The sequence below is a fragment of the Mycobacterium sp. pUA109 genome (assembly GCF_041287095.1).
Lineage (GTDB): Bacteria > Actinomycetota > Actinomycetes > Mycobacteriales > Mycobacteriaceae > Mycobacterium.
On the sequence record NZ_JBGGKS010000010.1, the window covers coordinates 179,406 to 201,584 of the forward strand.

General features: G+C 68.4%; 25 protein-coding genes. 18 read left to right on the forward strand and 7 right to left on the reverse strand.

Annotated features, from left to right (window positions below; translation table 11 throughout):
- Positions 1 to 13: 13 nt before the first annotated feature.
- The 3 genes from ACAG26_RS13795 to ACAG26_RS13805 all read left to right on the forward strand — a co-directional run bounded on the left by ACAG26_RS13795 (position 14) and on the right by ACAG26_RS13805 (position 2,853).
- Complete coding sequence (locus tag ACAG26_RS13795) at positions 14 to 649, forward strand: hypothetical protein (RefSeq protein ID WP_370483057.1); 636 nt, start codon at positions 14 to 16, stop codon at positions 647 to 649.
- Between the two features lie 119 nt (positions 650 to 768).
- On the forward strand, positions 769 to 1,761 hold the full coding sequence (locus ACAG26_RS13800) for a hypothetical protein (RefSeq protein WP_370483058.1): 993 nt from the start codon (positions 769 to 771) through the stop codon (positions 1,759 to 1,761).
- Between the two features lie 105 nt (positions 1,762 to 1,866).
- On the forward strand, positions 1,867 to 2,853 hold the full coding sequence (locus tag ACAG26_RS13805; protein ID WP_370483059.1) for an NAD(P)H nitroreductase: 987 nt from the start codon (positions 1,867 to 1,869) through the stop codon (positions 2,851 to 2,853).
- Here the strand turns inward: ACAG26_RS13805 and ACAG26_RS13810 are convergent.
- Together ACAG26_RS13810 and ACAG26_RS13815 are read right to left on the reverse strand one after the other, a co-directional pair.
- Positions 2,850 to 4,559: a GAF domain-containing sensor histidine kinase gene (locus ACAG26_RS13810; protein ID WP_370483060.1), complete on the reverse strand. Its 1,710-nt coding sequence runs from the start codon at positions 4,557 to 4,559 to the stop codon at positions 2,850 to 2,852. The two genes, ACAG26_RS13805 and ACAG26_RS13810, sit on opposite strands and share 4 nt — an antisense overlap.
- Entirely contained in the window at positions 4,552 to 5,190 is a 639-nt protein-coding gene (locus ACAG26_RS13815; RefSeq protein ID WP_370483061.1) for a response regulator, read from the reverse strand. The genes ACAG26_RS13810 and ACAG26_RS13815 overlap by 8 nt, the downstream gene beginning before the upstream one ends.
- A gap of 302 nt (positions 5,191 to 5,492) precedes the next feature.
- On the opposite strand from ACAG26_RS13815, the gene ACAG26_RS13820 reads away from it, so the two are divergent.
- The 3 genes from ACAG26_RS13820 to ACAG26_RS13830 are packed head-to-tail and all read left to right on the forward strand — an operon-like array spanning position 5,493 to position 9,159.
- Positions 5,493 to 7,760, forward strand: coding sequence for a nitric-oxide reductase large subunit (locus ACAG26_RS13820; protein ID WP_370483102.1), 2,268 nt, complete (start codon positions 5,493 to 5,495; stop codon positions 7,758 to 7,760).
- 2 nt (positions 7,761 to 7,762) lie between these two features.
- A complete protein-coding gene (locus ACAG26_RS13825; RefSeq protein ID WP_370483062.1) occupies positions 7,763 to 8,398 on the forward strand; it encodes a hypothetical protein in 636 nt (211 codons plus the stop codon).
- The gene (locus ACAG26_RS13830; protein WP_370483063.1) at positions 8,395 to 9,159 is read left to right on the forward strand and encodes a slipin family protein; all 765 of its coding nucleotides are present in this window, start codon (positions 8,395 to 8,397) and stop codon (positions 9,157 to 9,159) included. Before ACAG26_RS13825 ends, ACAG26_RS13830 begins: the two co-directional genes overlap by 4 nt.
- A 118-nt stretch (positions 9,160 to 9,277) precedes the next feature.
- Here ACAG26_RS13830 and ACAG26_RS13835 read toward each other — a convergent pair whose 3' ends face one another.
- Complete coding sequence (locus ACAG26_RS13835; RefSeq protein WP_370483064.1) at positions 9,278 to 9,799, reverse strand: amino-acid N-acetyltransferase; 522 nt, start codon at positions 9,797 to 9,799, stop codon at positions 9,278 to 9,280.
- A gap of 55 nt (positions 9,800 to 9,854) precedes the next feature.
- Between ACAG26_RS13835 and pgsA the strand changes: the two genes are divergently transcribed.
- The 5 genes from pgsA (at position 9,855) to ACAG26_RS13860 (ending at position 13,077) form a co-directional block, all read left to right on the forward strand.
- Complete coding sequence (gene pgsA / locus ACAG26_RS13840) at positions 9,855 to 10,451, forward strand: CDP-diacylglycerol--glycerol-3-phosphate 3-phosphatidyltransferase (RefSeq protein WP_071021645.1); 597 nt, start codon at positions 9,855 to 9,857, stop codon at positions 10,449 to 10,451.
- Complete coding sequence (locus ACAG26_RS13845; protein WP_370483066.1) at positions 10,429 to 10,917, forward strand: CinA family protein; 489 nt, start codon at positions 10,429 to 10,431, stop codon at positions 10,915 to 10,917. The genes pgsA and ACAG26_RS13845 overlap by 23 nt, the downstream gene beginning before the upstream one ends.
- 75 nt (positions 10,918 to 10,992) lie before the next feature.
- Entirely contained in the window at positions 10,993 to 11,316 is a 324-nt protein-coding gene (clgR, locus tag ACAG26_RS13850; RefSeq protein WP_370483068.1) for a transcriptional regulator ClgR, read from the forward strand.
- 93 nt (positions 11,317 to 11,409) lie between these two features.
- On the forward strand, positions 11,410 to 12,231 hold the full coding sequence (pspA, locus tag ACAG26_RS13855; RefSeq protein ID WP_370483069.1) for a phage shock protein PspA: 822 nt from the start codon (positions 11,410 to 11,412) through the stop codon (positions 12,229 to 12,231).
- Positions 12,232 to 12,249: 18 nt separating this feature from the next.
- Complete coding sequence (locus tag ACAG26_RS13860; protein ID WP_370483070.1) at positions 12,250 to 13,077, forward strand: hypothetical protein; 828 nt, start codon at positions 12,250 to 12,252, stop codon at positions 13,075 to 13,077.
- A gap of 6 nt (positions 13,078 to 13,083) precedes the next feature.
- Here the strand turns inward: ACAG26_RS13860 and ACAG26_RS13865 are convergent, their stop codons facing one another.
- Together ACAG26_RS13865 and ACAG26_RS13870 are read right to left on the reverse strand one after the other, a co-directional pair.
- Positions 13,084 to 13,482, reverse strand: a complete 399-nt coding sequence (locus ACAG26_RS13865; RefSeq protein WP_370483071.1) for a DUF5313 domain-containing protein — start codon at positions 13,480 to 13,482, stop codon at positions 13,084 to 13,086.
- Between the two features lie 13 nt (positions 13,483 to 13,495).
- Positions 13,496 to 13,933 carry a limonene-1,2-epoxide hydrolase family protein gene (locus ACAG26_RS13870; RefSeq protein WP_370483072.1) on the reverse strand — a complete coding sequence of 146 codons (438 nt, stop codon included), beginning with the start codon at positions 13,931 to 13,933 and terminating at the stop codon, positions 13,496 to 13,498.
- Between the two features lie 42 nt (positions 13,934 to 13,975).
- Between ACAG26_RS13870 and ACAG26_RS13875 the strand changes: the two genes are divergently transcribed.
- The 5 genes from ACAG26_RS13875 (at position 13,976) to recX (ending at position 18,969) form a co-directional block, all read left to right on the forward strand.
- Positions 13,976 to 15,148 (forward strand): glycosyltransferase, encoded by a 1,173-nt coding sequence (locus ACAG26_RS13875; RefSeq protein WP_370483074.1) that lies wholly within the window; start codon positions 13,976 to 13,978, stop codon positions 15,146 to 15,148.
- A 9-nt stretch (positions 15,149 to 15,157) separates the two neighbouring features.
- Entirely contained in the window at positions 15,158 to 15,352 is a 195-nt protein-coding gene (locus ACAG26_RS13880) for a DUF3046 domain-containing protein (protein WP_370483075.1), read from the forward strand.
- An 83-nt stretch (positions 15,353 to 15,435) separates the two neighbouring features.
- A complete protein-coding gene (locus ACAG26_RS13885) occupies positions 15,436 to 16,146 on the forward strand; it encodes a Clp protease N-terminal domain-containing protein (protein ID WP_370483076.1) in 711 nt (236 codons plus the stop codon).
- A 179-nt stretch (positions 16,147 to 16,325) separates the two neighbouring features.
- The gene (recA, locus tag ACAG26_RS13890; protein ID WP_370483078.1) at positions 16,326 to 18,482 is read left to right on the forward strand and encodes an intein-containing recombinase RecA; all 2,157 of its coding nucleotides are present in this window, start codon (positions 16,326 to 16,328) and stop codon (positions 18,480 to 18,482) included.
- Positions 18,448 to 18,969 carry a recombination regulator RecX gene (gene recX / locus ACAG26_RS13895; protein ID WP_370483080.1) on the forward strand — a complete coding sequence of 174 codons (522 nt, stop codon included), beginning with the start codon at positions 18,448 to 18,450 and terminating at the stop codon, positions 18,967 to 18,969. Before recA ends, recX begins: the two co-directional genes overlap by 35 nt.
- A 55-nt stretch (positions 18,970 to 19,024) precedes the next feature.
- Here recX and ACAG26_RS13900 read toward each other — a convergent pair whose 3' ends face one another.
- Together ACAG26_RS13900 and ACAG26_RS13905 are read right to left on the reverse strand one after the other, a co-directional pair.
- The gene (locus tag ACAG26_RS13900; RefSeq protein ID WP_370483081.1) at positions 19,025 to 19,492 is read right to left on the reverse strand and encodes an OsmC family protein; all 468 of its coding nucleotides are present in this window, start codon (positions 19,490 to 19,492) and stop codon (positions 19,025 to 19,027) included.
- Between the two features lie 48 nt (positions 19,493 to 19,540).
- Positions 19,541 to 19,777, reverse strand: a complete 237-nt coding sequence (locus tag ACAG26_RS13905; protein ID WP_370483084.1) for a hypothetical protein — start codon at positions 19,775 to 19,777, stop codon at positions 19,541 to 19,543.
- Positions 19,778 to 19,987: 210 nt separating this feature from the next.
- Here ACAG26_RS13905 and miaB point away from each other — a divergent pair, with 210 nt between their 5' ends.
- A complete protein-coding gene (gene miaB, locus ACAG26_RS13910; RefSeq protein ID WP_370483086.1) occupies positions 19,988 to 21,478 on the forward strand; it encodes a tRNA (N6-isopentenyl adenosine(37)-C2)-methylthiotransferase MiaB in 1,491 nt (496 codons plus the stop codon).
- Positions 21,475 to 22,062, forward strand: coding sequence for a hypothetical protein (locus tag ACAG26_RS13915; RefSeq protein ID WP_370483088.1), 588 nt, complete (start codon positions 21,475 to 21,477; stop codon positions 22,060 to 22,062). The genes miaB and ACAG26_RS13915 overlap by 4 nt, the downstream gene beginning before the upstream one ends.
- Positions 22,063 to 22,179: the final 117 nt, after the last annotated feature.

Genomic DNA, 22,179 nt, shown 5'->3' on the forward strand with positions numbered 1-22,179 from the left:
GTGAGCCAGGCACATGGTGATCCATCCCGTCCGTCCCGGCCCAGCGCCGGCCGTCGGCGCCCACTGGCCGATCGTGGCGTGTGTCGCCGGCCTGCTCGCACTGGCGGCGGCGTTTCTGCCGTTCGGTATCGGGCTGATCGCCGTCGCGTTCGCTGGTGTCGGCGGTGCGGCGGGAATCGCCGCACGAGTGCACGGTGCGCCGCGCCGCGGCCTGGCCGTTGCCGGGGTGAGCACGTCGGCGCTGGCGATCGTGATCGCCGGCGTGACGGTGGCGGTCTATCACCCCGGCACCGACCCGGCCGCTAGCCACGACAGCGAATCCAGCTGGATCGGCTCTACCAGCAACACCGATGAGATTCTGCGCGACTACCTTCGGGTGAGCTTCGGGGCGATCGACCCCGCCGGGTCGTCGCTGTTGCCGGTGACGCTGACCAGCACGCTGGATCGGGCGGCGAGCGCGCACGTGGTGGTCGCCGGGTTTATCGGCGGCCGGGAGATCGCCAGGGACACCGACTTCGTCACCTTAGCCGGCAAGGCCACCCAGCGGGTCGGGATGTTCTACCGCTATCTCAACGAGGACCGCATCCCGCAGCTGCGGAAAGCGCAGTTCCGGGTGGTGGAGGCCACCCTCTATTGGCACACCGGCTGACGGCCCGACGAGCAGCGCCGAACGTGCGTTGGTGGCGGGGATTTCGCCGAAATCCCGCCACCAACGCACGCTCGACGAAACGGTGCCCGCCCGGCCCGCCGCGGCCTAGGATTTTCGTCGTGAAGAGGTCGGCGCTGCTGGTCGTCGTCATGCTCGGTTGGCTCGGCGGCGCATGCATGTCCAGCCGGCAAAACGCGGCCGAGTCCCTGGAGCGCCAGATCCGTGCCATGGCGGGGGTCAGCGACACCCAGATGGAGTACAAATCCAGTGTCGGGCTGGGCAGTTCGCTGAAACTCGCGGTGACCCTCGACCCGTCGGTGACCGACGCACAGGCCGGCGATGTGGGCCGGGTGTTCGCCGACGAACTGCACCGGCAGGGGTTCGACGGTCACGTCGTCGATTTCGCCGTCTCCTATCCCGCCGTGTCCGACTCGACGGCGACCTTCCACTTCTACGAAACCCGCGACGCCGCCAACCCCGCCACCGCCAAGATCGCCGACGGGCTGGAGGTGTGGTTGCGGGTCGCGCGTTCCCCGATCGCCACCCAGGCGACGCTGCGTCAACCGGAGTCGGGTAGCAACGACGTGCACCAGGACTTCACCGTCGCGCTGCGGCCGCAGACCACCGCCGCCCAAGCTGAAGCGCTGCAGCGCGACGAACCCGCGCTGGCGGCCGCCACCTGGTGCATCGATGCCCGCCAGAACGCTGCGCGGCACGGGTATTGCTCGACGCCGGCGCCGCCCAGCGATCACGACAAGAATCTGTGGGACAAGATCAGCGCCGCCGCCGGCCCGGACAACTCGGCCGACGGGCGCACCGCTCCGCGCAGCGGTGTGGTCCAAGCCGACACCGACATCGGTATCACCATCGAGTCGCCGACGAACACCGACGCGGTCACCGATCAGGTCGCCCGCTCGGTGGCCGCGCTCCTACCGCAGTTTGGCCACCCCACCGCGCTGGTCGTCGACACCAAGACCTACTACCGCAACGATCAGTCCATGCGCAGCAACACCGCGCTGGAGATCGTGGTCGGCGGCTGCTACCGGCATCAGCCCTACCACGAGCGAACGCCGCTGGAACTCGAGTTGTCCGCGATGTACGAGAAGTGCTGATGCAGGGCCCAAAGTCCCTGCCGGTCGGGACATCGGGCCCTGTCCCGGGCTGGGCTGATGCGGAACGCTGGCAGTGTCACCGATGCAGGAAGGCGGTGTCTCGCGATGACTCGTCACGCCCTGGACCCCGACACACTCCAGACGGTCCTCACGCTGGCTACCCGCGCGCCGTCGATCCACAACTCCCAACCGTGGCGCTGGCGGGTCGCCGCACACGACGAGCTGCGGCTCTACCGCGACCCCGCGCTGCAGTTGCTCCGCACCGACCCCGACGGCCGGGACTTGTTGGTGAGCTGTGGTGCGACGCTGCATCATTGCGTGGTGGCGCTGGCGGCGCTGGGGTGGCGCGCGACGGTGCAGCGGCTGCCCGATCCCGCCGACCCGGATCTGTTGGCGACCCTGCGGGTAGGACCCGGGCAACGGCCGCCCGCCGACACCGACAGCACGTTGGCCGCCGCGATCGCGCGGCGGCGCACCGACCGCCGGCACTACAGTTCTCGACCGGTTCCGGCCGCCGATATCGCCCTGATGGGTGCGCGCGCCGCGCGGCTGGGGGTGATGCTGCGCAGATTCGACACCCTGGACGCCTTGACCGTCGTCGTGGCGCACGCGGTCACCCGGCACCTCGTCGATCACGACTACCTCGCCGAACTCGCCACCTGGAGCGGGCGCTACGGGTCGCTGGCCGGGGTCCCCGCCCGCAGCACGCCGGCCGCCGATTCCGCCGCGACACTGCCGGGTCGGTTATTCGCCGGGCCCGCGCTGGCTCAGCCACCGCATGCATCGGCGGGGGCGGACCACGGCGTGTTCGTGGCGCTGGGCACCGCCGCCGACGACCGGTTGGCCCGACTGCGCGCCGGGGAAGCCACCAGCGTGGTGCTGCTGACCGCGACCGCCCTCGGATTGGCCAGCTGCCCGGTCACCGAACCGCTGGAGATCGACGACACCCGGGCGGCGGTGCGCGCCGACGTGTTCGGCACCAGCGGCTACCCGCAGATGATGCTTCGGATCGGTTGGGCGCCAACCGATGCCGACCCGCTGCCGGCAACACCGCGCCGTCAGCTCGCTGACGTGGTCGCCTGGACGAGTTAGTCCGCGGCCAGCGGCGCTGACCAGCGCAGCACCGTGCCACCGCCGGGCGGGGCCTCGACCGTGAACGCGCCGTCGGTTTGTTCGGCGCGTCGACGCAGATTCGTCAAGCCGCTGCCGGTCACCTGCGCGGGGATGCCGCAGCCGTTATCGGTGACCTCGATGCACAGGTCGTCTTCCACCTTGATCTGCACCGTCAACGCGCTGGCGTGGGCGTGCCGGACGGCGTTGCTGACCGCTTCGCGGACCACCGCCTCGGCGTGATCGGCCAGCCCCGCGTCGACCACCGAGAGCGGTCCCACGAACTGCACGGTGGTCCGCAGCCCCGAACCGCCGAATTGGGCGATCACGTCGTCGATCCGCTGCCGCAGCCGGGTAATGCCCGAGGACGCGCCGTGCAGGTCGAAGATGGTGGTGCGAATCTCGCCGATGACGGCTTGCAGATCGTCCACCGCATCGGAGAGCCGTTGCTGCACCTGCGGATAGCGGGCCCGGCCGATGGTGCCCTGCAGCGACAGACCGACGGCGAACAGTCGCTGGATCACATGGTCGTGCAGGTCACGGGCGATCCGGTCCCGGTCGGTCAGCACATCGAGTTCCCGCATCCGGCGCTGCGAGGTGGCCAACTGCCAGGCCAGCGCGGCCTGGTCGGCGAAGGCGGCCATCATCTCCAGTTGCTCGTCGCCGAACGGGACCGCACCGCCGTCGCGCAACACCACCAGCACCCCGGCGACGGTGTCGGTGGCGCGCAGCGGCAGCACCAGCGCCGGGCCGGTGTCGCGTATCCCGTCCACCGCGATCGCGTCGACGCGCCGCGGTGCGCGCTGTGTGAACACCGCGCCGACGGCGGTGCCCGCCACCGGGATGGTGATGCCATTCGCGGAAGCCGCTGCGGCGCCGACGGTTTCGATCACCAACAATTCGGTCACCTCGGCGGCCGGCAGGTCTTCGTCGACCGGCACGGCCACCAGTGTCGCGGCGGCGCCGGTGAGCTTGCGGGCTTCGTCGGCGACCAGCCGGAACACCGTCGCCGGTTCGGCGCCGGACAGCAACTCGGTGGCGATATCGCGGGTGGACTCAATCCAGGATTGGCGCGCCTTGGCCTGTTCGTACAGGCGTGCGTTGGCGATGGCGATGCCGGCCGCCACCGCCAAGGCCTGAACCAGCACCTCGTCGTCTTCGGTGAACGGTCGCCCGCCGGCCTTCTCGGCTAGATAGAGGTTGCCGAAGACCTCATCGCGGATACCGACCGGCACACCGAGAAAGGTCCGCATGATCGGGTGCCCCGGCGGGAAGCCGACCGAGCAGGGGTGATCGGTGACGTTGTCCAGCCGCAGCGGTGTGGGGTCATCGATGAGCAGGCCGACCACACCGCGGCCTTCGGGCAGCGCGCCGATGCGCCGATAGGTGTCGTCGTCGATGCCCTCGTAGACGAACTCCAGCATCCGGCCGGTCTGGTCGTGCACCTCCAGCGCGCCGTATTGGGCGTCCACCAACTGGGTGGCGGTGTGCACGATCGACCGCAGGGTGGCCCCCAACTCCAACCCGGAGGTCACCAGCAGCATCGCTTCCAGCAGCCCGTCGAGGCGGTCGCGGCCTTCGACGATCTGCTCGACCCGGTCCTGGACCCCGACCAGCAACTCCCGCAACCGCAGCTGCGACAGCGTGTCGCGCAGCGACCGCAGCTCGTCGGCGGGGTTGCTAGCCATGGGGCCGTTGCAGTTTGGTCGCGAACACCGCGGCCTGGGTGCGCCGCTCCATGCCGAGTTTGGCCAGTAGCCGCGACACGTAGTTCTTCACCGTCTTTTCGGCCAGAAACATCCGGTCGGCGATCTGTTTGTTGGTCAGGCCCTCGGCAAGCAGACCCAGCAAGGTGCGTTCCTGGTCGGTGAGACCCGACAGCGGATCCGGCTTTTCGGCCGCGCCGCGCAGCTTGGACATCAGCGCGGCCGCGGCCCGATTGTCCAGCAGCGACCGCCCGGCACCGACATCCTTGACCGCGCGGGCCAACTCCATGCCCTTGATGTCCTTGACGACGTAGCCGCTGGCACCGGCCAGGATCGCGTCGAGCATCGCCTCATCGGAGGTAAACGACGTCAGCATCAGGCAGTGCAAGCCGGGCATGGCCGCCAGCAAATCACGGCACAATTCGATGCCGTTGCCGTCCGGCAACCGGACGTCGAGCACCGCCACATCCGGGCGCACCGCGGGGATGCGGACCATGGCTTCGGCCACCGTGCCGGCCTCGCCGACCACGTCGAGGTCGGGGTCGGCGCCGAGCAGGTCGATCAGACCACGGCGCACCACCTCGTGATCGTCGACCAAAAAGACCGTCACCACAATCGCAGCCTATAAGCGATTCCGCGGACCGTCACGGGGCTTTGGTCACCGCTCAAGGGCCGTTGGTCCTCAAACGATGCCCATTTGTGCCCTTGGGCGGCGGTGCCCCCGGTGGCATAACTAGATGCTGGCGCGACGCCAGGTAAATCCGGCGCCGAGCGATTTCGGTTGCGCCGCGATCGCGTAATTTGCTGTGGCGGAACCCGCCGAAATGTAAGACTCCGAAAATCGGTCCATGCGAGAGAAGGGTCATCGGTATGACAACCGAGGCAACACCTCCCGATCAGAAAACCGCACCGGCGATGGTCAGCAGGGGCTGGGTGCAGGGCGTGGCCCTCGTCATGATCTTCGGTTTCACCGTGATGGGAATCCTGGCCTATCGCACCTACCACGCGTCGATGCCGATGCCGCAGAAAGTGGTTAGCCAATCCGGCCAGGTGCTGTTCACCGGCGACGACATCACCCGCGGTCAAGAACTCTTCCAGGCCCGCGGCCTGATGCAGTACGGGTCGGTGCTGGGTCACGGCGCCTACCTGGGACCCGATTACACCGCGGACTATTTGCGGATGGCCACCGATAACGTCGGCGATCAGCTGCGCGGGCAGGGGGTCGCCGACGTGCACGACGCGGTGGTCAAACAGTTCCGGACCAATCGGTATGACCCGCTCGCCAAGACGCTGACGTTCACCGATCAGCAGGCCAAAGCATTCGACGACATTCAAAAACATTACGCGGCCTATTTCGGCGAGAACTCCACCAAATACGGGCTGCTGCCCAAGATGATCACCGACCCGGCGCAGATCCACGACCTGACCGCGTTCTTCGCCTGGACGGCGTGGGCGGGCGCCGCCGAACGGCCCGGCCACAGCTACAGCTACACCAACAACTGGCCGTCGGAGCAGCGGGTCGACAACGGGCCGACCGCGCAGCTGGTGGTGTGGTCGGTGCTGTCGCTGGTGGTGCTGCTCGGCGGTACCGGGGTGATGTTCGCCATCTACGGCCGCTGGAGCCAGAAGGTGGGCTGGCACGGCAGCGAAACCACGGCGCTGTCGTTCCGCCAACCCGGCGAGGTGGCGCTGACCCGGGCGCAACGCGGCGCGATCTGGATGTTCGCGGTGGTGTCGCTGCTGTTTTTGGTGCAGACCCTGATGGGCGGGGCCGTTGAGCACTACCGCGCCGACCTGTCGGCGTTCTACGGCATCGATTTGGCTCGGGTGCTGCCCTACAACCTGGCCCGCACCTGGCACCTGCAGCTGTCGCTGTTGTGGACCGCCGCCGCGTTCTTAGCCGGCGGCATCTTCCTGGTGCCGTTCATCACCCGACGCGAACCGCGGCGGCAGCATTGGCTGGTCTACGCCCTGCTGGGGGCGCTCGTGGTGGTGGTGGCCGGGTCGCTGCTGTCCGAGGCGCTGTCCATCTACGGCGTGATCGATAAGGGCAGCCTGTTCTCCCAGCAGTGGGAGTACCTGGACCTGCCCCGGCTGTGGCAGATCCTGCTGGTCGTCGGGCTGTTCTTGTGGATCGCGATCATCTGGCGGGGGATGCGCGGCACGCTGCGCACCGAATCGAAGATGAACCTGCCGTGGCTGTTCTTCTTCACCGGCCTGGCCATCCCGGCGTTTTACGCCGTCGGCCTGCTCGCCGGCAGCGACACCCACTTCTCGGTCGCCGACTTCTGGCGGTTCTGGGTGGTGCACCTGTGGGTCGAAGACTTCCTGGAGCTGTTCACCACCGTCATGGTGGCCTACATCTTCGTGCTGCTGGGGGTGGTACGCCCCAAGGTGGCGCTCGGGGTGATCTTCCTCGACGTCATCTTGTATTCGGCCGGCGGTGTCATCGGCACCATGCACCACCTGTACTTCTCCGGAACCCCGGTGGAACACATGGCGCTGGGCGCGTTCTTCTCGGCGGCCGAGGTCATCCCGTTGACCTTCTTGACCGTGGAGGCGTGGGCGTTTTTGCAGCTGGGTTCGCGGCAACAAAGCCACGACAAGCCGTTCCCGCACCGCTGGGCGGTGATGTTTTTGGTCGCGGTCGGGTTCTGGAACTTCCTGGGCGCCGGGATCTTCGGGTTCCTGATCAACCTGCCGGTGGTGTCCTACTACCAGATCGGCACCGCGTTGACGGCCAACCACGCGCACGGCGCGATGATGGGGGTCTACGGGATGCTGGCGGTCGGGCTGGCGATGTTCGCGTTCCGCTACGCCATCCCGGCCGACAAGTGGCCGGAGAAGTGGGCCCGGGTGTCGTTCTGGTGCATGAACCTGGGGCTGGCCTGGATGGTGTTCGCCACCCTGCTGCCGCTGGGGGTGCTGCAGCTGTACCACTCGGTCAACGACGGCTATTACGAGGCGCGGTCGCTGGGTTATCTGACCCGCCCGGGTAACTCGGTGCTGGAGTGGATGCGACTGCCGGGCGACCTGCTGTTGATCATCGGCGGGGTGCTGCCGTTCGTCTGGATCGCGTGGACGGCGATCCGCAACCTGCGCGCGCGGCCGGCCGCCGACGAGCTGCCGGAAAACCCCCTGTACACCGAAGTGGCGCCGCAACCGGCCACCTCGCAGGAGTGACGATGACCGCACCCGCCGCGTCGGTATGGCTAGCCGCCGGCTACGCCCTGGTCCTGGTCGCAATCGCCTGGGGCTTCGACGTGATGGCCCGGCGGGTGTCGGCGCGCGCCGCGCGGTGGCGCACCGGCGAATTCGTCTACCACGCCGACCACGACGCCTGGGTTTGCCCGCAGGACCAGTGGTTGTGGCCCACGTCGTTCGACCCCGCGCATCGGGTGATGCGGTACCGGGCGTCGCCGACGGTGTGCAACAGCTGCCCGGTCAAGTCGACCTGCACCAGCTCCGAGCACGGGCGTGAGATCAGCCGCGAGGTGGACCCGTGGCCGCATTCCGAAGCGGGCCGGTTTCACCGCGGCATCGCCTGTTTCGTGGCCGCGCTCGGGGTGGTGATGCCGCTGGCGATGCTTTTCGGCAGCCACTCGGTGGCCGACGTGTTGGTGTTGGGCGGGGCGGCCGCGGTGGTGGTGCTGGCCGGGCTGCCGCTGGCCCGGCACCTGTGGAACACTCCGTCCAACGCGCCCGAGCACCTGCCGCACCGCACCGGGTTGGAGGATCAGGTGGCCGCCGCGATCGATCGGTACTCGACGCGGTGGGGCTGGGCGGACAAGGACGCCAAGGCAGGGGAGAAGACACGGTGACCTCGGTGGTGGTCTGGGTGCTGGTGGCGATCGCAGCCCTGGCGGTGTTGGCGTTCTTTTCCCTGACGGTGCTGCGCGAATACGAGCGGGGTGTGGTGTTCCGGATGGGCCATGCCCGCCCGCTGTACCGGCCGGGGATGCGTGTTCTGATCCCGTTGGTGGACAAGATGATCCGGGTGGATCAGCGGGTGGTGACGTTGACCATTCCGCCGCAGGAGGTGATCACCCGGGACAACGTGCCGGCCCGGGTCAACGCGGTGGTGATGTTTCAGGTGATGGATCCGCTGAAAGCGATTCTGGCGGTGGAGAACTACGCGGTGGCGACCTCGCAGATCGCCCAGACCACGCTGCGGTCACTGCTGGGCCGCGCCGACCTGGATACCCTGCTGGCGCATCGCGAAGACCTCAACAGCGACCTGCGCACCATCATCGAAAAGCAGACCGAGCCGTGGGGGGTGCAGGTCCGGGTGGTGGAGATCAAGGACGTCGAGATCCCCGAGTCGATGCAACGGGCGATGGCACGGGAAGCCGAGGCCGAACGGGAACGCCGGGCCAAGGTGATCAACGCCCGCGGTGAACTGCAGGCCTCCGAGGAACTGACCCAGGCCGCCGAGACGCTGTCCAAAAACCCCGCGTCGCTGCAGTTGCGCTATTTGCAGACGCTGCTGGAGTTGGGCGCCGACCAGAACTCGACGGTGGTGTTTCCGCTGCCGGTGGACATCCTCACGCCGTTTCTGTCCTCGCTGCCGTCGCGACCGTGAGACACCTGGCAGCGCCGAACGTGCACTGGCGGCGGATATTGCCGGGAAATCTCGCCACCAGCGCACGTTCGGCGGTGTGGCCGGTTCCCGGCTGACCGCGGCCGTCTCTGTGCCGACGCTAGAGCCGGAGCAGCATGCGGGTGTTGCCCAAGGTGTTGGGTTTGACGTAACTGAGGTCCAGGAATTCGGCGACCCCGAGGTCATAGGAGCGGCGCATCTCCTCGAACACCTCCGGGCTGACCGGGGTGCCGTCGATCTCGGTGAACCCGTGCCGGGCGAAGAACTCGGTTTCGAACGTCAACACGAACAGCCGCTGCAGCTGCAGGTCGCGGGCCACCGCCAGCAGCCGGTGCACGATCGCGTGGCCGACCCCGCGGCCCGTCATCCCCGGCTCGACCGCGATGGTGCGCACCTCGCCCAGATCCGACCACAGCACGTGCAACGCGCCGCAGCCGACCACCTGGCCGTCGTGTTCGGCCACCCAGAACTCCTGAACCGCCTCATACAGCGTCACCAGGTTTTTTTCCAGCAAAATCTTCCCGGCGTAGGTATCCACCAGCCGCTTGATCGCCGGGACATCGGAGGTTCGTGCGCGCCGCACCAGCGGCGGAGAGGCGGGTGGACCGCCCGCTGCGTTCACGGGTGCAGAGTATCGGTTACCGAGGTCGGACTGAACAACCGATATTCTGTTTGCCGTGCCAGGGCAGCCGCAAACCGATCCGGTGGTGACGCGTGTCCGCGTGGCGAATCTGGCCAACCTGCTGACCGGTCTGCGGCTGGTGCTGGTCCCGGTTTTCCTGCTGGTCTTGTTTGCCGGGGACGGCCACGAAACGGCGAGCCGGATCGGCGCGTTCGTGATCTTCGCTGTCGCGGTCATCACCGACCGATTCGACGGGGCGCTGGCCCGCAACTACGGCATGGTGACCGAGTTCGGGGCGCTGGCCGATCCGATCGCCGACAAGACCCTGATCGGCGCGGCGCTGATCGGGCTGTCGATGCTGGGCGATCTGCCCTGGTGGGTGACGGTGCTGATCCTGGCCCGCGAGGTGGGGATCACCGTGCTGCGGTTCGCGGTATTGCGTCGCGGCGTCATCCCGGCCAGCCGGGGCGGCAAACTCAAGACCCTGGTGCAGGCGGTCGCGATCGGGCTGTTCGTGCTGCCGCTATCGGGTTCGTGGCTGACCATGGCCTGGGTGGTGATGGCCGCCGCGATCGTGTTGACCGTGGTCACCGGCGTGGACTACGTCCTGTCCGCGGTGAGGGATGTGCGTGGACGACCCGCTGATCACTGAGGAGGCCCGCGCCCTGGTCGCGGACCTGACGATTCGTCGGCAAACCGTGGCCACCGCGGAGTCGCTGACCGCGGGGCTGCTGTCGGCGACGCTGGCCGGGGTGGCCGGCGCCAGCGCGGTGCTGCGCGGCGGGCTGGTCACCTACACCGAAGACACCAAGGTCAGCCTGGCCGGGGTCGCGCCCCAGGTGCTCGACGCGGTCGGCCCGGTCGCCGCTCCCACCGCCCGTGCGCTGGCCGTCGGCGCGCGGCAACGCTGCGCGGCCACCTGGGGGGTGGGGCTGACCGGGGTGGCCGGCCCCGAACCGCACGGCGGGCACCCGGTGGGCACCGTGTTCCTGGGGCTGGCCGGGCCGGTCGACGCCGAGGTGGTGGAGTGCGCGTTCGGCGGCACCCGCTGGGACATCCGCGTCGCGGCGGTGCGCGAGTCGATCAACCGGCTGCACGCGCTCGTCGCGCGGACGTGACGGCGACGCGCCCGGGAACCCGCCGGACGCCGCCCGCGTTGCACAGCTAGGGACCGCGACTTGAGGGAGAGCATGATGACGGCATTGCTGCGCGAGGTGATCGGCGACGTGCTGCGCCGGAACCGGACATCGCAGGGCCGCACACTGCGTGAAGTGTCGGATTCGGCGCGGGTGAGCCTGGGTTACCTGTCCGAGGTCGAGCGGGGCCGCAAAGAGGCCTCCAGTGAGCTGCTGAGCGCGATCTGCACCGCCCTGGAGGTGCCGTTGTCGACGGTGCTCACCGACGCCAGCGCCGCGCTGGCGCGCACCGAACCGGCAGCCAGTGCGGCCGGCACCGCCAACATCGATGTCAGCACCAAGGTCGTCATTCCGCCCGCGGCGGCGCTGGCGCTGGCCTGATCGCACCCGCCGGGGCGACAAGGCTGCGGTCTGTCCCCGGTAACCGATAAATTGGGCAGCAGGCAAGCAACCAAACGAAGGCGGAGCTCACTCATGGCCAACCCGTTCGTCAAGGCGTGGAAATACGTGATGGCGCTGTTCAACGCGAAGATCGACGAGCACGCCGACCCGAAGATTCAGATTCAGCAGGCCATTGAGGAAGCGCAGCGTCAGCATCAGGCGCTGACCCAGCAGGCGGCCCAGGTGATCGGCAATCAGCGCCAACTCGAGATGCGGCTCAACCGGCAGCTGGCCGACGTGGAGAAGCTGCAAGTCAATGTGCGTCAGGCGCTGACGCTGGCGGACCAGGCGACCGCCGCCGGGGACGCCGCCAAAGCCACCGAATACAACAACGCCGCCGAGGCGTTCGCCGCCCAGCTGGTGACCGCCGAGCAGAGCGTGGAGGACCTCAAAGCCCTGCACGACCAGGCGCTGGCCGCCGCCGGTCAGGCCAAAAAGGCCGTCGAGCAGAACGCGATGGTGTTGCAGCAGAAGATCGCCGAACGCACCAAGCTGCTCAGCCAGCTTGAGCAGGCCAAGATGCAGGAACAGGTCAGCGCGTCGCTGCGGTCGATGAGTGAGCTCGCCGCGCCGGGCACCACCCCCAGCCTCGACGAGGTCCGCGACAAGATTGAGCGCCGCTACGCCAACGCGATCGGCGCCACCGAACTCGCGCAGGGCTCGGTGCAGGGCCGGATGATCGAGGTGCAGCAGGCCAGCGTGCAGATGGCCGGTCACTCGCGGCTGGAGCAGATCCGCGCGTCGATGCGCGGTGAGGCGCTGCCCGCCGGCGACGCGGCCGCCCCGGCCGCCCCGGTCACCCCGGCCGCCCCGCAGGCCGGGGCCGCACCCGAGACGCCGCTCGGCCAGCAGTAGCGACGGCGGGGTCCGGAGATGGCGGCGAGTCAGCGCGTGGCGCACATCAGTCAGTGGCGCGCCGTGCTGCAGCGCGGTTGGGATTCGGCCTACCGGTTATCCGATGTGCTGGTGCAGCGGATCAGCGCCGCCATCGACCCGCGGGCGCGCCGGCTGCGGCAACGCCGCCGCGCGCTGCGCTGGGGGTTGGTCTGCGGGGCCGGCTGCCTGTTCTGGATCTTGGTGACCGCGGTGCTGGCGTCGTGGAGCACGCCGGCGTGGGTGCTGTTGATCACCGGCTTGGTCGCGGCGGGTGCGGCGATCCCGGCGACGCTGCTGTTGCTGCGGTACCGGTGGCTGCGGTCGCTGCCGCTGCCGGCGCAGCGGCCCGCCACCATCCGTCGGCTCCCGCCGCCCGGTTCGGCGGCGCGGCCGGTCATGTCGGCGCTGGGCGCCTCCGAACGGGGCATGTTTTCGCTGCTGGGCGTGATGGAGCGGGGGAACATGTTGCCCGCCGAGGAGATTCGGGATCTGAGCGCGGCGGCCAACCGGACGGCGGCCACCATGGCGGCCACCGCCGCCGAGGTGGTGTCGATGGAGCAGACGGTGAGCTGCACCGCCGATTCCCGGGCGTATCTGGTGCCCACCATCAACGCGTTCACCGCGCAGCTCAGCGCCGGCGTGCGTCAGTACAACGAAATGGTGACCGCCGCAGCACAGTTGGTGGCGTCGGCCAACGGGGGAGGGGCGGCTTCCCCGGCGCACTCGCCGATGGCCCGGCAGCACTACCGCGAGGAGCTGGTCGGCGCGACCGACCGCCTGCTCGGCTGGGCGCAAGCCTTCGACGAACTCCGTCCCCTGCGCTAAGCGCGGTTAATCCCCGGGTCGGGGGCCGTAGCGTTCGATATACGCCCGGTGTAGGTGGGCGTCGCGTTCGCGGGTCCGTTCATCGACCAGGTCGGGGTCGAAACCGTGCACGCGCAGCATGTGCCGACGCCACACCTTGTTGAGGGCGTGCGAGAAATACACCAGCGCGATGAAAATCGGCGCGCTGATTTCCAGGTGCACGTAAAACGGGCCCGGCAGCAGCCACAGCGGGGCCAGCACCAACAGGGTCGGGACCGCGGCGCGCAGCATCATTCGGGCGGTGGCGCCCTTGCCGGTCAGATCGTTGCGGACCCAGTCCCGCATCGAATCGGGCAGCTGCCGCCCGTAGCAGTACCGGATGTACTGCAGCGGATTGGGTTTGGTGCGCACCCTGTCGGTGCCCATCGTGTGCGGCCCCTTAGAACGTGGGCCGCAGCGACGGGAACACGGTGGCCGCCACCGCCCGCGCCGTCGCCTTGAACATGTCGTAGAAATCGAAATAGTCCCGCCACAGCGTGATGCGGCCGTCGTGGACCTCGAACACGCCGCACACCCAGAACTGCAACCGCAGTGGCCCGATCAGCAGCGCATCGGTGCGTTCGGTGAGGACGGCGTCGCCGTCGGCGGCGATGCGGTGGATTTTCACCTCGAACCCGGCGCGGCCCTCCATCCGACGGAACAGCCGCATCGTGGTGCTGCGGCCGCGGATGGTCGGCAACCCGACGTTCTGGTACACCAGGTCGTCGGCCAAGGTGGCGTCTGCCGTAACGAAGTCCTCGTCCTGCAGCGCGTTCAGGAAGGTCTCGACGGTGCGGATGTTGTCAACGGACGTCAGCTCAGCGGTTGGTTCGGTCATACCTGTCAGCCTAGAACCGTTGGGCTATGGCACGGTAGGGCGATGCGTGTCGTCGTGATCGCCGGACCCGACCCCGGGCACTCGTTTCCCGCGATCGCACTGTGCCAACGCTTCCAGGCCGCCGGCGACACCGCGACCCTGCTCACCGGGGTCGAATGGCTGGCCATCGCCGCCGCGGCCGGGATCGACGCCACCGAGCTGGCCGGGCTGGATCCCACCGCCGCCGACGACGATGCCGACGCCGGCGCCAAAATTCACCAGCGGGCCGCCCGGATGGCGGTGGAAAACCTCGACCGGCTTCGGGCGTTGGCACCGGACCTGGTGGTCTCCGACGTGATCACCGCCTGCGGCGGCATGGCCGCCGAACTGCTGGGCATCCCGTGGGTCGAACTCAACCCGCATCCGCTGTACCTGCCGTCGAAGGGGCTCCCCCCGATCGGCAGTGGGTTGGCCCCGGGCACCGGGCTGCGCGGCCGACTGCGCGACGCGGTCATGCGAGCGCTGACGGCGCGGTCGTGGCGGGCCGGGCTGCGGCAGCGGGCGGCGGTGCGCGCCGAGATCGGGCTACCGGCCCGCGACCCCGGTCCGCTGCGCCGGCTGATCGCCACGCTGCCCGCGCTGGAGGTGCCCCGCCCGGACTGGCCGGCCGAGGCCGTCGTGGTCGGCCCACTGCATTTCGAACCGACCGAGCAGGTGCTGCCGGTTCCGCCGGGCGATGGGCCGGTGGTGATGGTCGCGCCGTCCACCGCGTTGACCGGCACCCGCGGCATGGCCCAGGTGGCGTTGGACTGCCTGGCGCCCGGGGTCGGGCTGCCGGACGGTGCGCGGGTGGTGGTGTCCCGGCTCAACGGCCCCGACCTGACGGTGCCGCCGTGGGCGACGGTCGGGCTGGGCCGCCAAGACGACCTGCTGAGACGCGCCGATGTGGTGGTGTGCGGCGGCGGGCACGGCATGGTGACCAAAACGCTGTTGGCCGGGGTGCCGCTGGTGGTGGTTCCCGGCGGCGGGGACCAGTGGGAGTTGGCCAACCGCGTGGTGCGCCAGGGCAGCGGGCGGCTGGTGCGGCCGCTGACCGCCGACGCGCTGGTGGCCGCGGTGAACGCAGTGCTGTCGTTGCCGCGCTACGGCGAGGCGGCGCGCCGGGCCGCCGCTAGCGCCGACGCGGTGGCCGACCCGGTCCGGGTGTGTCACGAGGCGCTGGTGGGCGCTGGGTAGGTTGGTTGGGTGCGTCTGACGGAATTCCACGAACGGGTAACGCTACGGTTCGGCGCCGCCTACGGCGCCTCGGTGCTGGCCGATCACGTGCTGAACGGCTTCGATGGACGCACCGCCGCACAGGCGATTGAGGAGGGCGTGGAGCCCCGCGACGTGTGGTGGGCGCTGTGCTCCGACTTCGACGTCCCCCGCGAGCAGTGGTGAGGTTGGCGACGCTCCGCTGCGACGAGTCAACCAGCACGGCGGATCCAGCCCGATAGCGGTCACCGCTCGCGCATGATGGGAGCGTGTTCGAGCGATTCACCGACGCGGCGCGCCGCGCGGTGGTGCTGTCCAACGAAGTGGTTGGTGAACTGAGGCACGACCACCTCGGAACGGAGCACTTCCTGATGGGACTGCTCGCCATCCCCGACCAGCCGGCTAGCCGGGCGTTGGCCACGCTCGGCGTCACCGCGGACGCGGTGCGGCGGGAGATCATCGACCGGGTCGGCACCGGCGAGAAGCCGATCGGCGGCCACATCCCGTTCACGCCGCACGCCAAGAGCGCGTTGCAGCGCAGCCTGACCGAGTCCTTCGAGGTGGGACACTCCTACATCGGCACCGAGCACATGTTGCTGGGGCTGCTGGGCGAACCTGACGGCCTGGGCGCGCAGATCCTCGCTGCCCGGGTGGGGGACCTGTCGAGGGTGCGCGCGGCCGTGCTCGACCTGGCCGCGGTTACACCGCCGGCTGGGGGTTTGCAGGGATCCGCTGAGGCGGGGCGTCATCGCATGCACATCCGTGTCGCCGACGACCGGGTCACCGTTGTGGTCCAGGACCCCGGCATGGTCGAGGTGGCGCGCGCCGCGGTCATTGCGCTCGGCGATCTGGTCGACGAGCCGGGCACGATTTCCGGTGGGCTTCCGGCCGCTGCCAGCCTCGCTGTGGTGTGGCAGGCGCTGCGTACCAGCCTCGACGACATCCGGCGCCGCGCCACGCCTCCGACGCCTGGCGCCTGAACAAAGCTGCCCGCCGACACGCGGCGTGTCTGACTTGAATCGAACACCCGTTCGCCTAATGTGGGGTGTGTTCGACGGGCGCGATGCCGCGACAGGACGACTTGTCAGACCCTGTCGCTAGCGTCGCGGCCAAGCGACCGAATCCGGTCAACCGAACACCGAACTACAGGAGAAATACCATGCCGCAAGCCCCGGATCGCGAGAAAGCTCTCGAACTGGCGATGGCCCAGATCGAGAAGAGTCACGGCAAAGGCTCGGTGATGCGCCTTGGCGACGAGGTGCGTCAGCCAATCTCGGTCATCCCGACCGGGTCGATCGCCCTGGACGTGGCGCTGGGCATCGGCGGCCTGCCGCGCGGCCGCATCGTGGAGATCTACGGCCCGGAGTCCTCGGGTAAGACCACCGTCGCGCTGCATGCGGTGGCTAACGCCCAGGCCGCCGGCGGGATCGCGGCGTTCATCGACGCCGAGCACGCCCTGGATCCCGACTACGCCAAGAAGCTCGGGGTGGACACCGACGCGCTGCTGGTGTCCCAGCCCGATACCGGGGAACAGGCGCTGGAGATCGCCGACACGCTGATCCGCTCCGGCGCGCTGGACATCCTGGTCATCGACTCGGTGGCCGCGCTGGTGCCACGCGCGGAGATCGAAGGCGAGATGGGGGACAGCCACGTCGGTCTACAGGCCCGGCTGATGAGCCAAGCCCTGCGGAAAATGACTGGTGCGCTGAATAATTCGGGCACCACGGCGATCTTCATCAACCAGCTGCGGGAAAAAATCGGCGTCATGTTCGGGTGTGGGTCCTGGTACACCAATGTCACTCTGGCCGACGGGTCTACTGAGAAGCTCGGCAAGATCGTGAATCAGAAGATGGACGTCGAAGTCCTGTCCTACGACTTCGAGTCCGGTCGCATCGTTCCACGCAAAGTGATTAATTGGTTCAACAACGGAAAGGCCGAAGAGTTCCTGCATTTCAAGGTCGATCGACCTGGGAGCGGGACGGGACGCGGTCACGCTAGTTTGGCTATGACGCGGAATCACCTCATCCGGACGCCGGGCGGCTGGCGTGAAGCCGAAGACATCAATGTTGGTGATCGTGTGATGTTGGCGCAACCGAGCCTGCTCAGCGACCAGCAGTGGGAGGTTGTGCTGGGATCGCTAATGGGCGATGGTTGCCTGTCCCTGCCAGTTCGGCATGATTCCGAGAGTGCACGGCTCCGCATGGGACACGGGGCGAAGCAGTCGGAATACCTGGACTGGAAGGTAGCCCTGTTGGCGAACATTCCGCACTGCCGTACCGCCAATGACAAGGGCGCAGTATTTGCGGACTTCACCCCGCTAGCGGAACTGCACGAATTGCGAAGCGCCGTTTATCTCGGCGATGGCAAGAAGTTCCTTTCCGAGGAGTACCTCAAAGCACTCACCCCGCTGGCGCTGGCCATCTGGTACATGGACGACGGCGGCTTCACGTTGCGCTCCAAGGGGCTACAGCAGCGGACTGAGGGCGGCAGCGGGCGGATCGAGATCTGCGTTGAAGCCATGACCGAAGGAACACAAGAGCGGCTATGTAACTATTTGCATGACACTCATGGATTGGATGTGAGATTGCGGCATCCAGGAAAGGCCGGCAAGGCAGTACTGCAGTTCTCCACTGCGGCATCTGCAAAGTTCCAGGAGCTGGTGGCGCCGTATATGGCTCCGTCGATGGAGTACAAGCTGCTGCCACGTTTCCGTGGCCGGGGTGCGGTGACACCGCAGTTCGTAGAACCAACGATGCAGCTGATGCCGGCGCGTGTCACCGAGATCGAGTCGAAGACGGACTATCAGAAGATGGACCGCTTCGACATCGAGGTCGAAGGATCACACAACTACTTTGCCGACGGGGTGATGGTGCACAACTCGCCTGAAACCACCACGGGCGGAAAGGCGTTGAAGTTCTACGCTTCGGTTCGGCTGGACGTGCGCCGCATCGAGACGCTCAAGGACGGCACCGACGCGGTCGGTAACCGCACGCGTTGCAAGGTGGTGAAGAACAAGGTCAGCCCACCGTTCAAACAAGCCGAGTTCGACATCCTCTACGGCAAGGGCATCAGCCGCGAGGGGTCGTTGATCGACATGGGGGTGGATCAGGGCTTTATCCGCAAGTCCGGCTCCTGGTACACCTACGAGGGCGAGCAGCTGGGGCAGGGCAAGGAGAATGCCCGCAACTTCTTGTTGGAGAACGTTGATGTGGCCAACGAGATCGAGAAGAAGATCAAAGAAAAGCTCGGCATCGGCGCCGTGGTGACCGATGATCTGACCGATGACAGCGCCCTGCCCGCCCCCGTCGACTTCTGAGCCGAAGCGTGAGGAGCAGGCGCGGGCGTTGTGCCTGCGTCTGCTCACCGCGCGGGCGCGGACCCGAGCCGAGCTCGCCGGTCAGCTGACCAAACGCGGCTACCCCGACGAGGTCAGCGTCCGGGTGCTGGATCGGTTGGCCGCGGTGGGATTGATCGACGACGCCGATTTCGCCGAGCAGTGGGTACGGTCCCGCCGAGAGCGCGCCGGAAAGGGCAAGCGCGCGTTGGCCGCCGAGTTGCGCACCAAGGGTGTCGACGACGAGGTGATCGCTGCGGCGCTCAACGACCTCGACGCCGGTGCCGAGCGGGACCGGGCCGAGCAACTGGTTCGGGCCAAGCTGCGGCGGGAGAAACTCGACGGGGACGAGACGAAGGTGGCCCGTCGTCTGGTGGCGATGCTGGCCCGCCGCGGTTACCACCAGTCGATGGCCTACGGCGTGGTCAGCACCGAGCTGGCGCTGGAGTTGGAGCGGCGGCGCACCTAGCCGTCGCCGACCGGGGTGAAGGTCGCGCCCATCGGCATGGGTCAGTCGGCGAAGCTCAGGGGCTCGCGTACTCCACCTGGGGACGAACCTCGATTTGCGTGCGCAGCGAGTTGGCGATGTAGCACTGGCGGTGGGCCACCTGCACCAGGTGGCGGATTTGGTCGACGGTGGGGCCCGGCGCCACCACGATGCGCGGCCGCAGCGTGATCCGGGTGAGCCGGACCGGGTGATCGTCCTCGGGCATGACGCCCACCGCGTCGTCGTCGTAGCTCAGCACGTCAACTCGTGCCCGCGCCGCCACCGCGAGGAAGGTCAGCAACTGACAGGAGGCGGCGGCCATCACCACCAGCTGCTCCGGGTTGAGGTGATCGGCCCGACCCAGGAACGCTTGGTCGGCGGATAGGGTCAGCGAGTCCTGCGCCGGGGCGGCGCTGGCCGCGTGTTCACGCTGATAGTGCTGGTATCCCGGCCCGGTCGAACCCGTCCACCGACAGCGGGCGCGGTAGGTGTGTTCGGCGCTCACCCGCTGGGGCCTCCGTTGCCGCTCGCGACGACGGCTGCGCCGACCGGTCTAGTCCTCGGCGTCTTCGAGCTCGGCGTCGTCGCCGTTGCCGGTGAAGGCTTCCCTGACGCGGTCGACCGCATAGGTGCCGATGGAGATGGAGTCCGAGACGATGGCGCTGGTCCCCTCGCCGACGTCGCCTTTAATGATGTGGCTGGCATCTTCGACGATGTCCGAGGCCTTTTGGACGGCGTGCGTCGCGATGTCTCGGGCCACGGCGACCGCGTCCTTTGCGTTGAAGGCCATGAGACTCTCCTGTCCGCTGCAATCTGATCCGTTGCAATCTGATCTGACTCTAGACCCACCCGGCCCGCTACCGCCGAGGTCGACGGTGGCGAGGTTCGTTCTCGACGTTTTCCGCGCTGCCGTCAATCTGGGCGCACCGATGGGCGGGCGCACCGATGGGCGCACTAATCCGGCCAGCACCGCCCTACCACGCCGCCGTACCATGGGCGCGTGACATCGACGACGGACGTGGCGGTGCGCACCTATCAGGTGCGCACCTACGGCTGTCAGATGAACGTCCACGATTCCGAACGGCTTGCGGGTCTGTTGGAGGCCGCCGGCTACCGGCGCGCAGCCGCGGACACCGACGCGGATGTGGTGGTGTTCAACACCTGTGCGGTGCGGGAAAACGCCGACAACAAGCTGTACGGCAACCTCAGCCACCTGGCGCCGCGCAAACGCGACAACCCGGACATGCAGATCGCGGTGGGCGGCTGCCTGGCCCAAAAAGACCGGGACGCGGTGCTGCGCAAGGCGCCGTGGGTCGACGTCGTCTTCGGCACCCACAACATCGGGTCGCTGCCCACCCTGCTGGAGCGGGCCAAGCACAACCAGACCGCCCAGGTGGAAATCCTCGACGCGCTGCAGGAGTTCCCTTCGGCGCTGCCCGCGGCCCGCGAATCCGCTTACGCCGCCTGGGTTTCCATCTCGGTGGGCTGCAACAACACCTGCACTTTCTGCATCGTCCCGGCGCTGCGCGGCAAAGAGGTCGACCGCAGTCCGGCCGACATCCTCGCCGAGGCGCAGGCCCTGGCGGACACCGGTGTGCTGGAAATCACCCTGCTGGGCCAAAACGTCAACGCCTACGGCGTCTCGTTCGCCGACCCGGCCCAGCCCCGCGACCGCGGCGCCTTCGCCGATCTGCTGCGCGCCTGTGGACGCATCGACGGGCTGGAGCGGGTCCGGTTCACCTCACCGCATCCGGCCGAGTTCACCGACGACGTCATCGACGCGATGGCGGAGACGGCGAACGTGTGCCCGGCGCTGCATATGCCGCTGCAGTCCGGCTCGGATCGCGTGCTGCGGGCCATGCGGCGCTCCTACCGTGCCGAGCGCTACCTGGGCATCATCGACCGGGTCCGTGCGGCCATCCCGCACGCCGCGATCACCACCGATTTGATCGTCGGTTTTCCCGGCGAGACCGAGGAGGACTTCGCGGCCACCCTCGACGTCGTCCGGCGGGCCCGGTTCTCGGCGGCGTTCACCTTCCAGTACTCCAAACGCCCCGGCACCCCGGCCGCCGACCTCGATGGCCAGGTGCCCAAAGCTGTGGTGCAGGAGCGCTACGACCGGCTGATCGAACTGCAGGAGCAGATCTCCCTGGAGGAAAACCGGGCGCAGGTCGGGCGGACGGTGGAACTGCTGGTCGCCGTGGGGGAGGGCCGCAAGGACGAGGCCACCGCGCGGATGAGCGGCCGGGCCCGCGACGGCAGACTGGTGCACTTCAGCCCGGGTGGCCAGCAGGTGCGTCCGGGCGACATCGTCACCACCGTGGTCACCGACGCCGCCCCGCACCATCTGCTCGCCGACGGGCCGCTGCTGAGCCACCGTCGCACCCGGGCCGGGGACGCGCACGGGTCGGGGCCGCGCGGCGTCGGGCTGGGCATGCCCGCGGTGGGACGGCCGGCCCCGAGCGCCGAACCGTTGGGGTGCAGCCAATGACCGGCGACGCATTCGACGCGTACAAAGCCGACATCGAGGCCGCGGAACGCCGCGTCGCCCGTGAAATCGACCCCGGCGCAAGGGCGTTGGTGGTCGCCATCCTGGTGTTCGTGCTGCTGGGTTCGTTCGTCTTGCCGCACACCGGTCACGTCCGCGGCTGGGATCTGTTGTTCGGCAGCGACGACGCCAGCGCGGCCGCGGTGGCGCTGCCGTCGCGGCTGTTCAGCTGGCTGGCGCTGGTGTTCGGCGTCGGATTCTCGATGCTGGCGTTGCTGACCCGGCGCTGGGCGGTGGCTTGGGTCGCGCTGGCCGGTTCGGCGGTGGCCAGCGCGCTGGGGCTGTTGGCGGTGTGGTCGCGGCAGACGGTCGCCGAGGGTCAGCCGGGGCCCGGGGTGGGCCTGGTCGTGGCGTGGATCACGGTCGTGGTGTTGACGTTCCACTGGGCTCGGGTGGTGTGGTCGCGCACCGTGGTGCAGTTGGCCGCCGAGGAGGAGCGGCGCCGCGCCGCGGCCCAACACCAGTCCCAAACCCTGCTAGACGGCCTGAACAAGCCCGACGACGGCGAGGCCACACCCCGCGACTAGCCCGCGCGAGCGTGCGCAAATCCGGCCGCGCGCTCGGTGTGTCGACCGGGGACACCTTCGTAAGGGGTTTTTGTCAAGGGGTTGGGGGGCTGTGCCCCGGTCCTCGTCTCTACGTAG

Excerpts from the sequence above, each read along its gene's own strand:
- recA (WP_370483078.1), top strand. The coding sequence starts at position 16,326 with ATGCCGCAAGCCCCGGATCGCGAGAAAGCTCTCGAACTGGCGATGGCC.
- pspA (WP_370483069.1), top strand. The coding sequence starts at position 11,410 with ATGGCCAACCCGTTCGTCAAGGCGTGGAAATACGTGATGGCGCTGTTC.
- recX (WP_370483080.1), top strand. The coding sequence starts at position 18,448 with ATGACAGCGCCCTGCCCGCCCCCGTCGACTTCTGAGCCGAAGCGTGAG.
- ACAG26_RS13860 (WP_370483070.1), top strand. The coding sequence starts at position 12,250 with ATGGCGGCGAGTCAGCGCGTGGCGCACATCAGTCAGTGGCGCGCCGTG.
- ACAG26_RS13870 (WP_370483072.1), bottom strand. The coding sequence starts at position 13,933 with ATGACCGAACCAACCGCTGAGCTGACGTCCGTTGACAACATCCGCACC.
- ACAG26_RS13820 (WP_370483102.1), top strand. The coding sequence starts at position 5,493 with ATGGTCAGCAGGGGCTGGGTGCAGGGCGTGGCCCTCGTCATGATCTTC.
- ACAG26_RS13865 (WP_370483071.1), bottom strand. The coding sequence starts at position 13,482 with ATGGGCACCGACAGGGTGCGCACCAAACCCAATCCGCTGCAGTACATC.
- ACAG26_RS13795 (WP_370483057.1), top strand. The coding sequence starts at position 14 with ATGGTGATCCATCCCGTCCGTCCCGGCCCAGCGCCGGCCGTCGGCGCC.
- clgR (WP_370483068.1), top strand. The coding sequence starts at position 10,993 with ATGACGGCATTGCTGCGCGAGGTGATCGGCGACGTGCTGCGCCGGAAC.
- ACAG26_RS13905 (WP_370483084.1), bottom strand. The coding sequence starts at position 19,777 with ATGGCCTTCAACGCAAAGGACGCGGTCGCCGTGGCCCGAGACATCGCG.
- ACAG26_RS13805 (WP_370483059.1), top strand. The coding sequence starts at position 1,867 with ATGACTCGTCACGCCCTGGACCCCGACACACTCCAGACGGTCCTCACG.
- ACAG26_RS13915 (WP_370483088.1), top strand. The coding sequence starts at position 21,475 with ATGACCGGCGACGCATTCGACGCGTACAAAGCCGACATCGAGGCCGCG.
- ACAG26_RS13875 (WP_370483074.1), top strand. The coding sequence starts at position 13,976 with ATGCGTGTCGTCGTGATCGCCGGACCCGACCCCGGGCACTCGTTTCCC.
- ACAG26_RS13810 (WP_370483060.1), bottom strand. The coding sequence starts at position 4,559 with ATGGCTAGCAACCCCGCCGACGAGCTGCGGTCGCTGCGCGACACGCTG.
- ACAG26_RS13825 (WP_370483062.1), top strand. The coding sequence starts at position 7,763 with ATGACCGCACCCGCCGCGTCGGTATGGCTAGCCGCCGGCTACGCCCTG.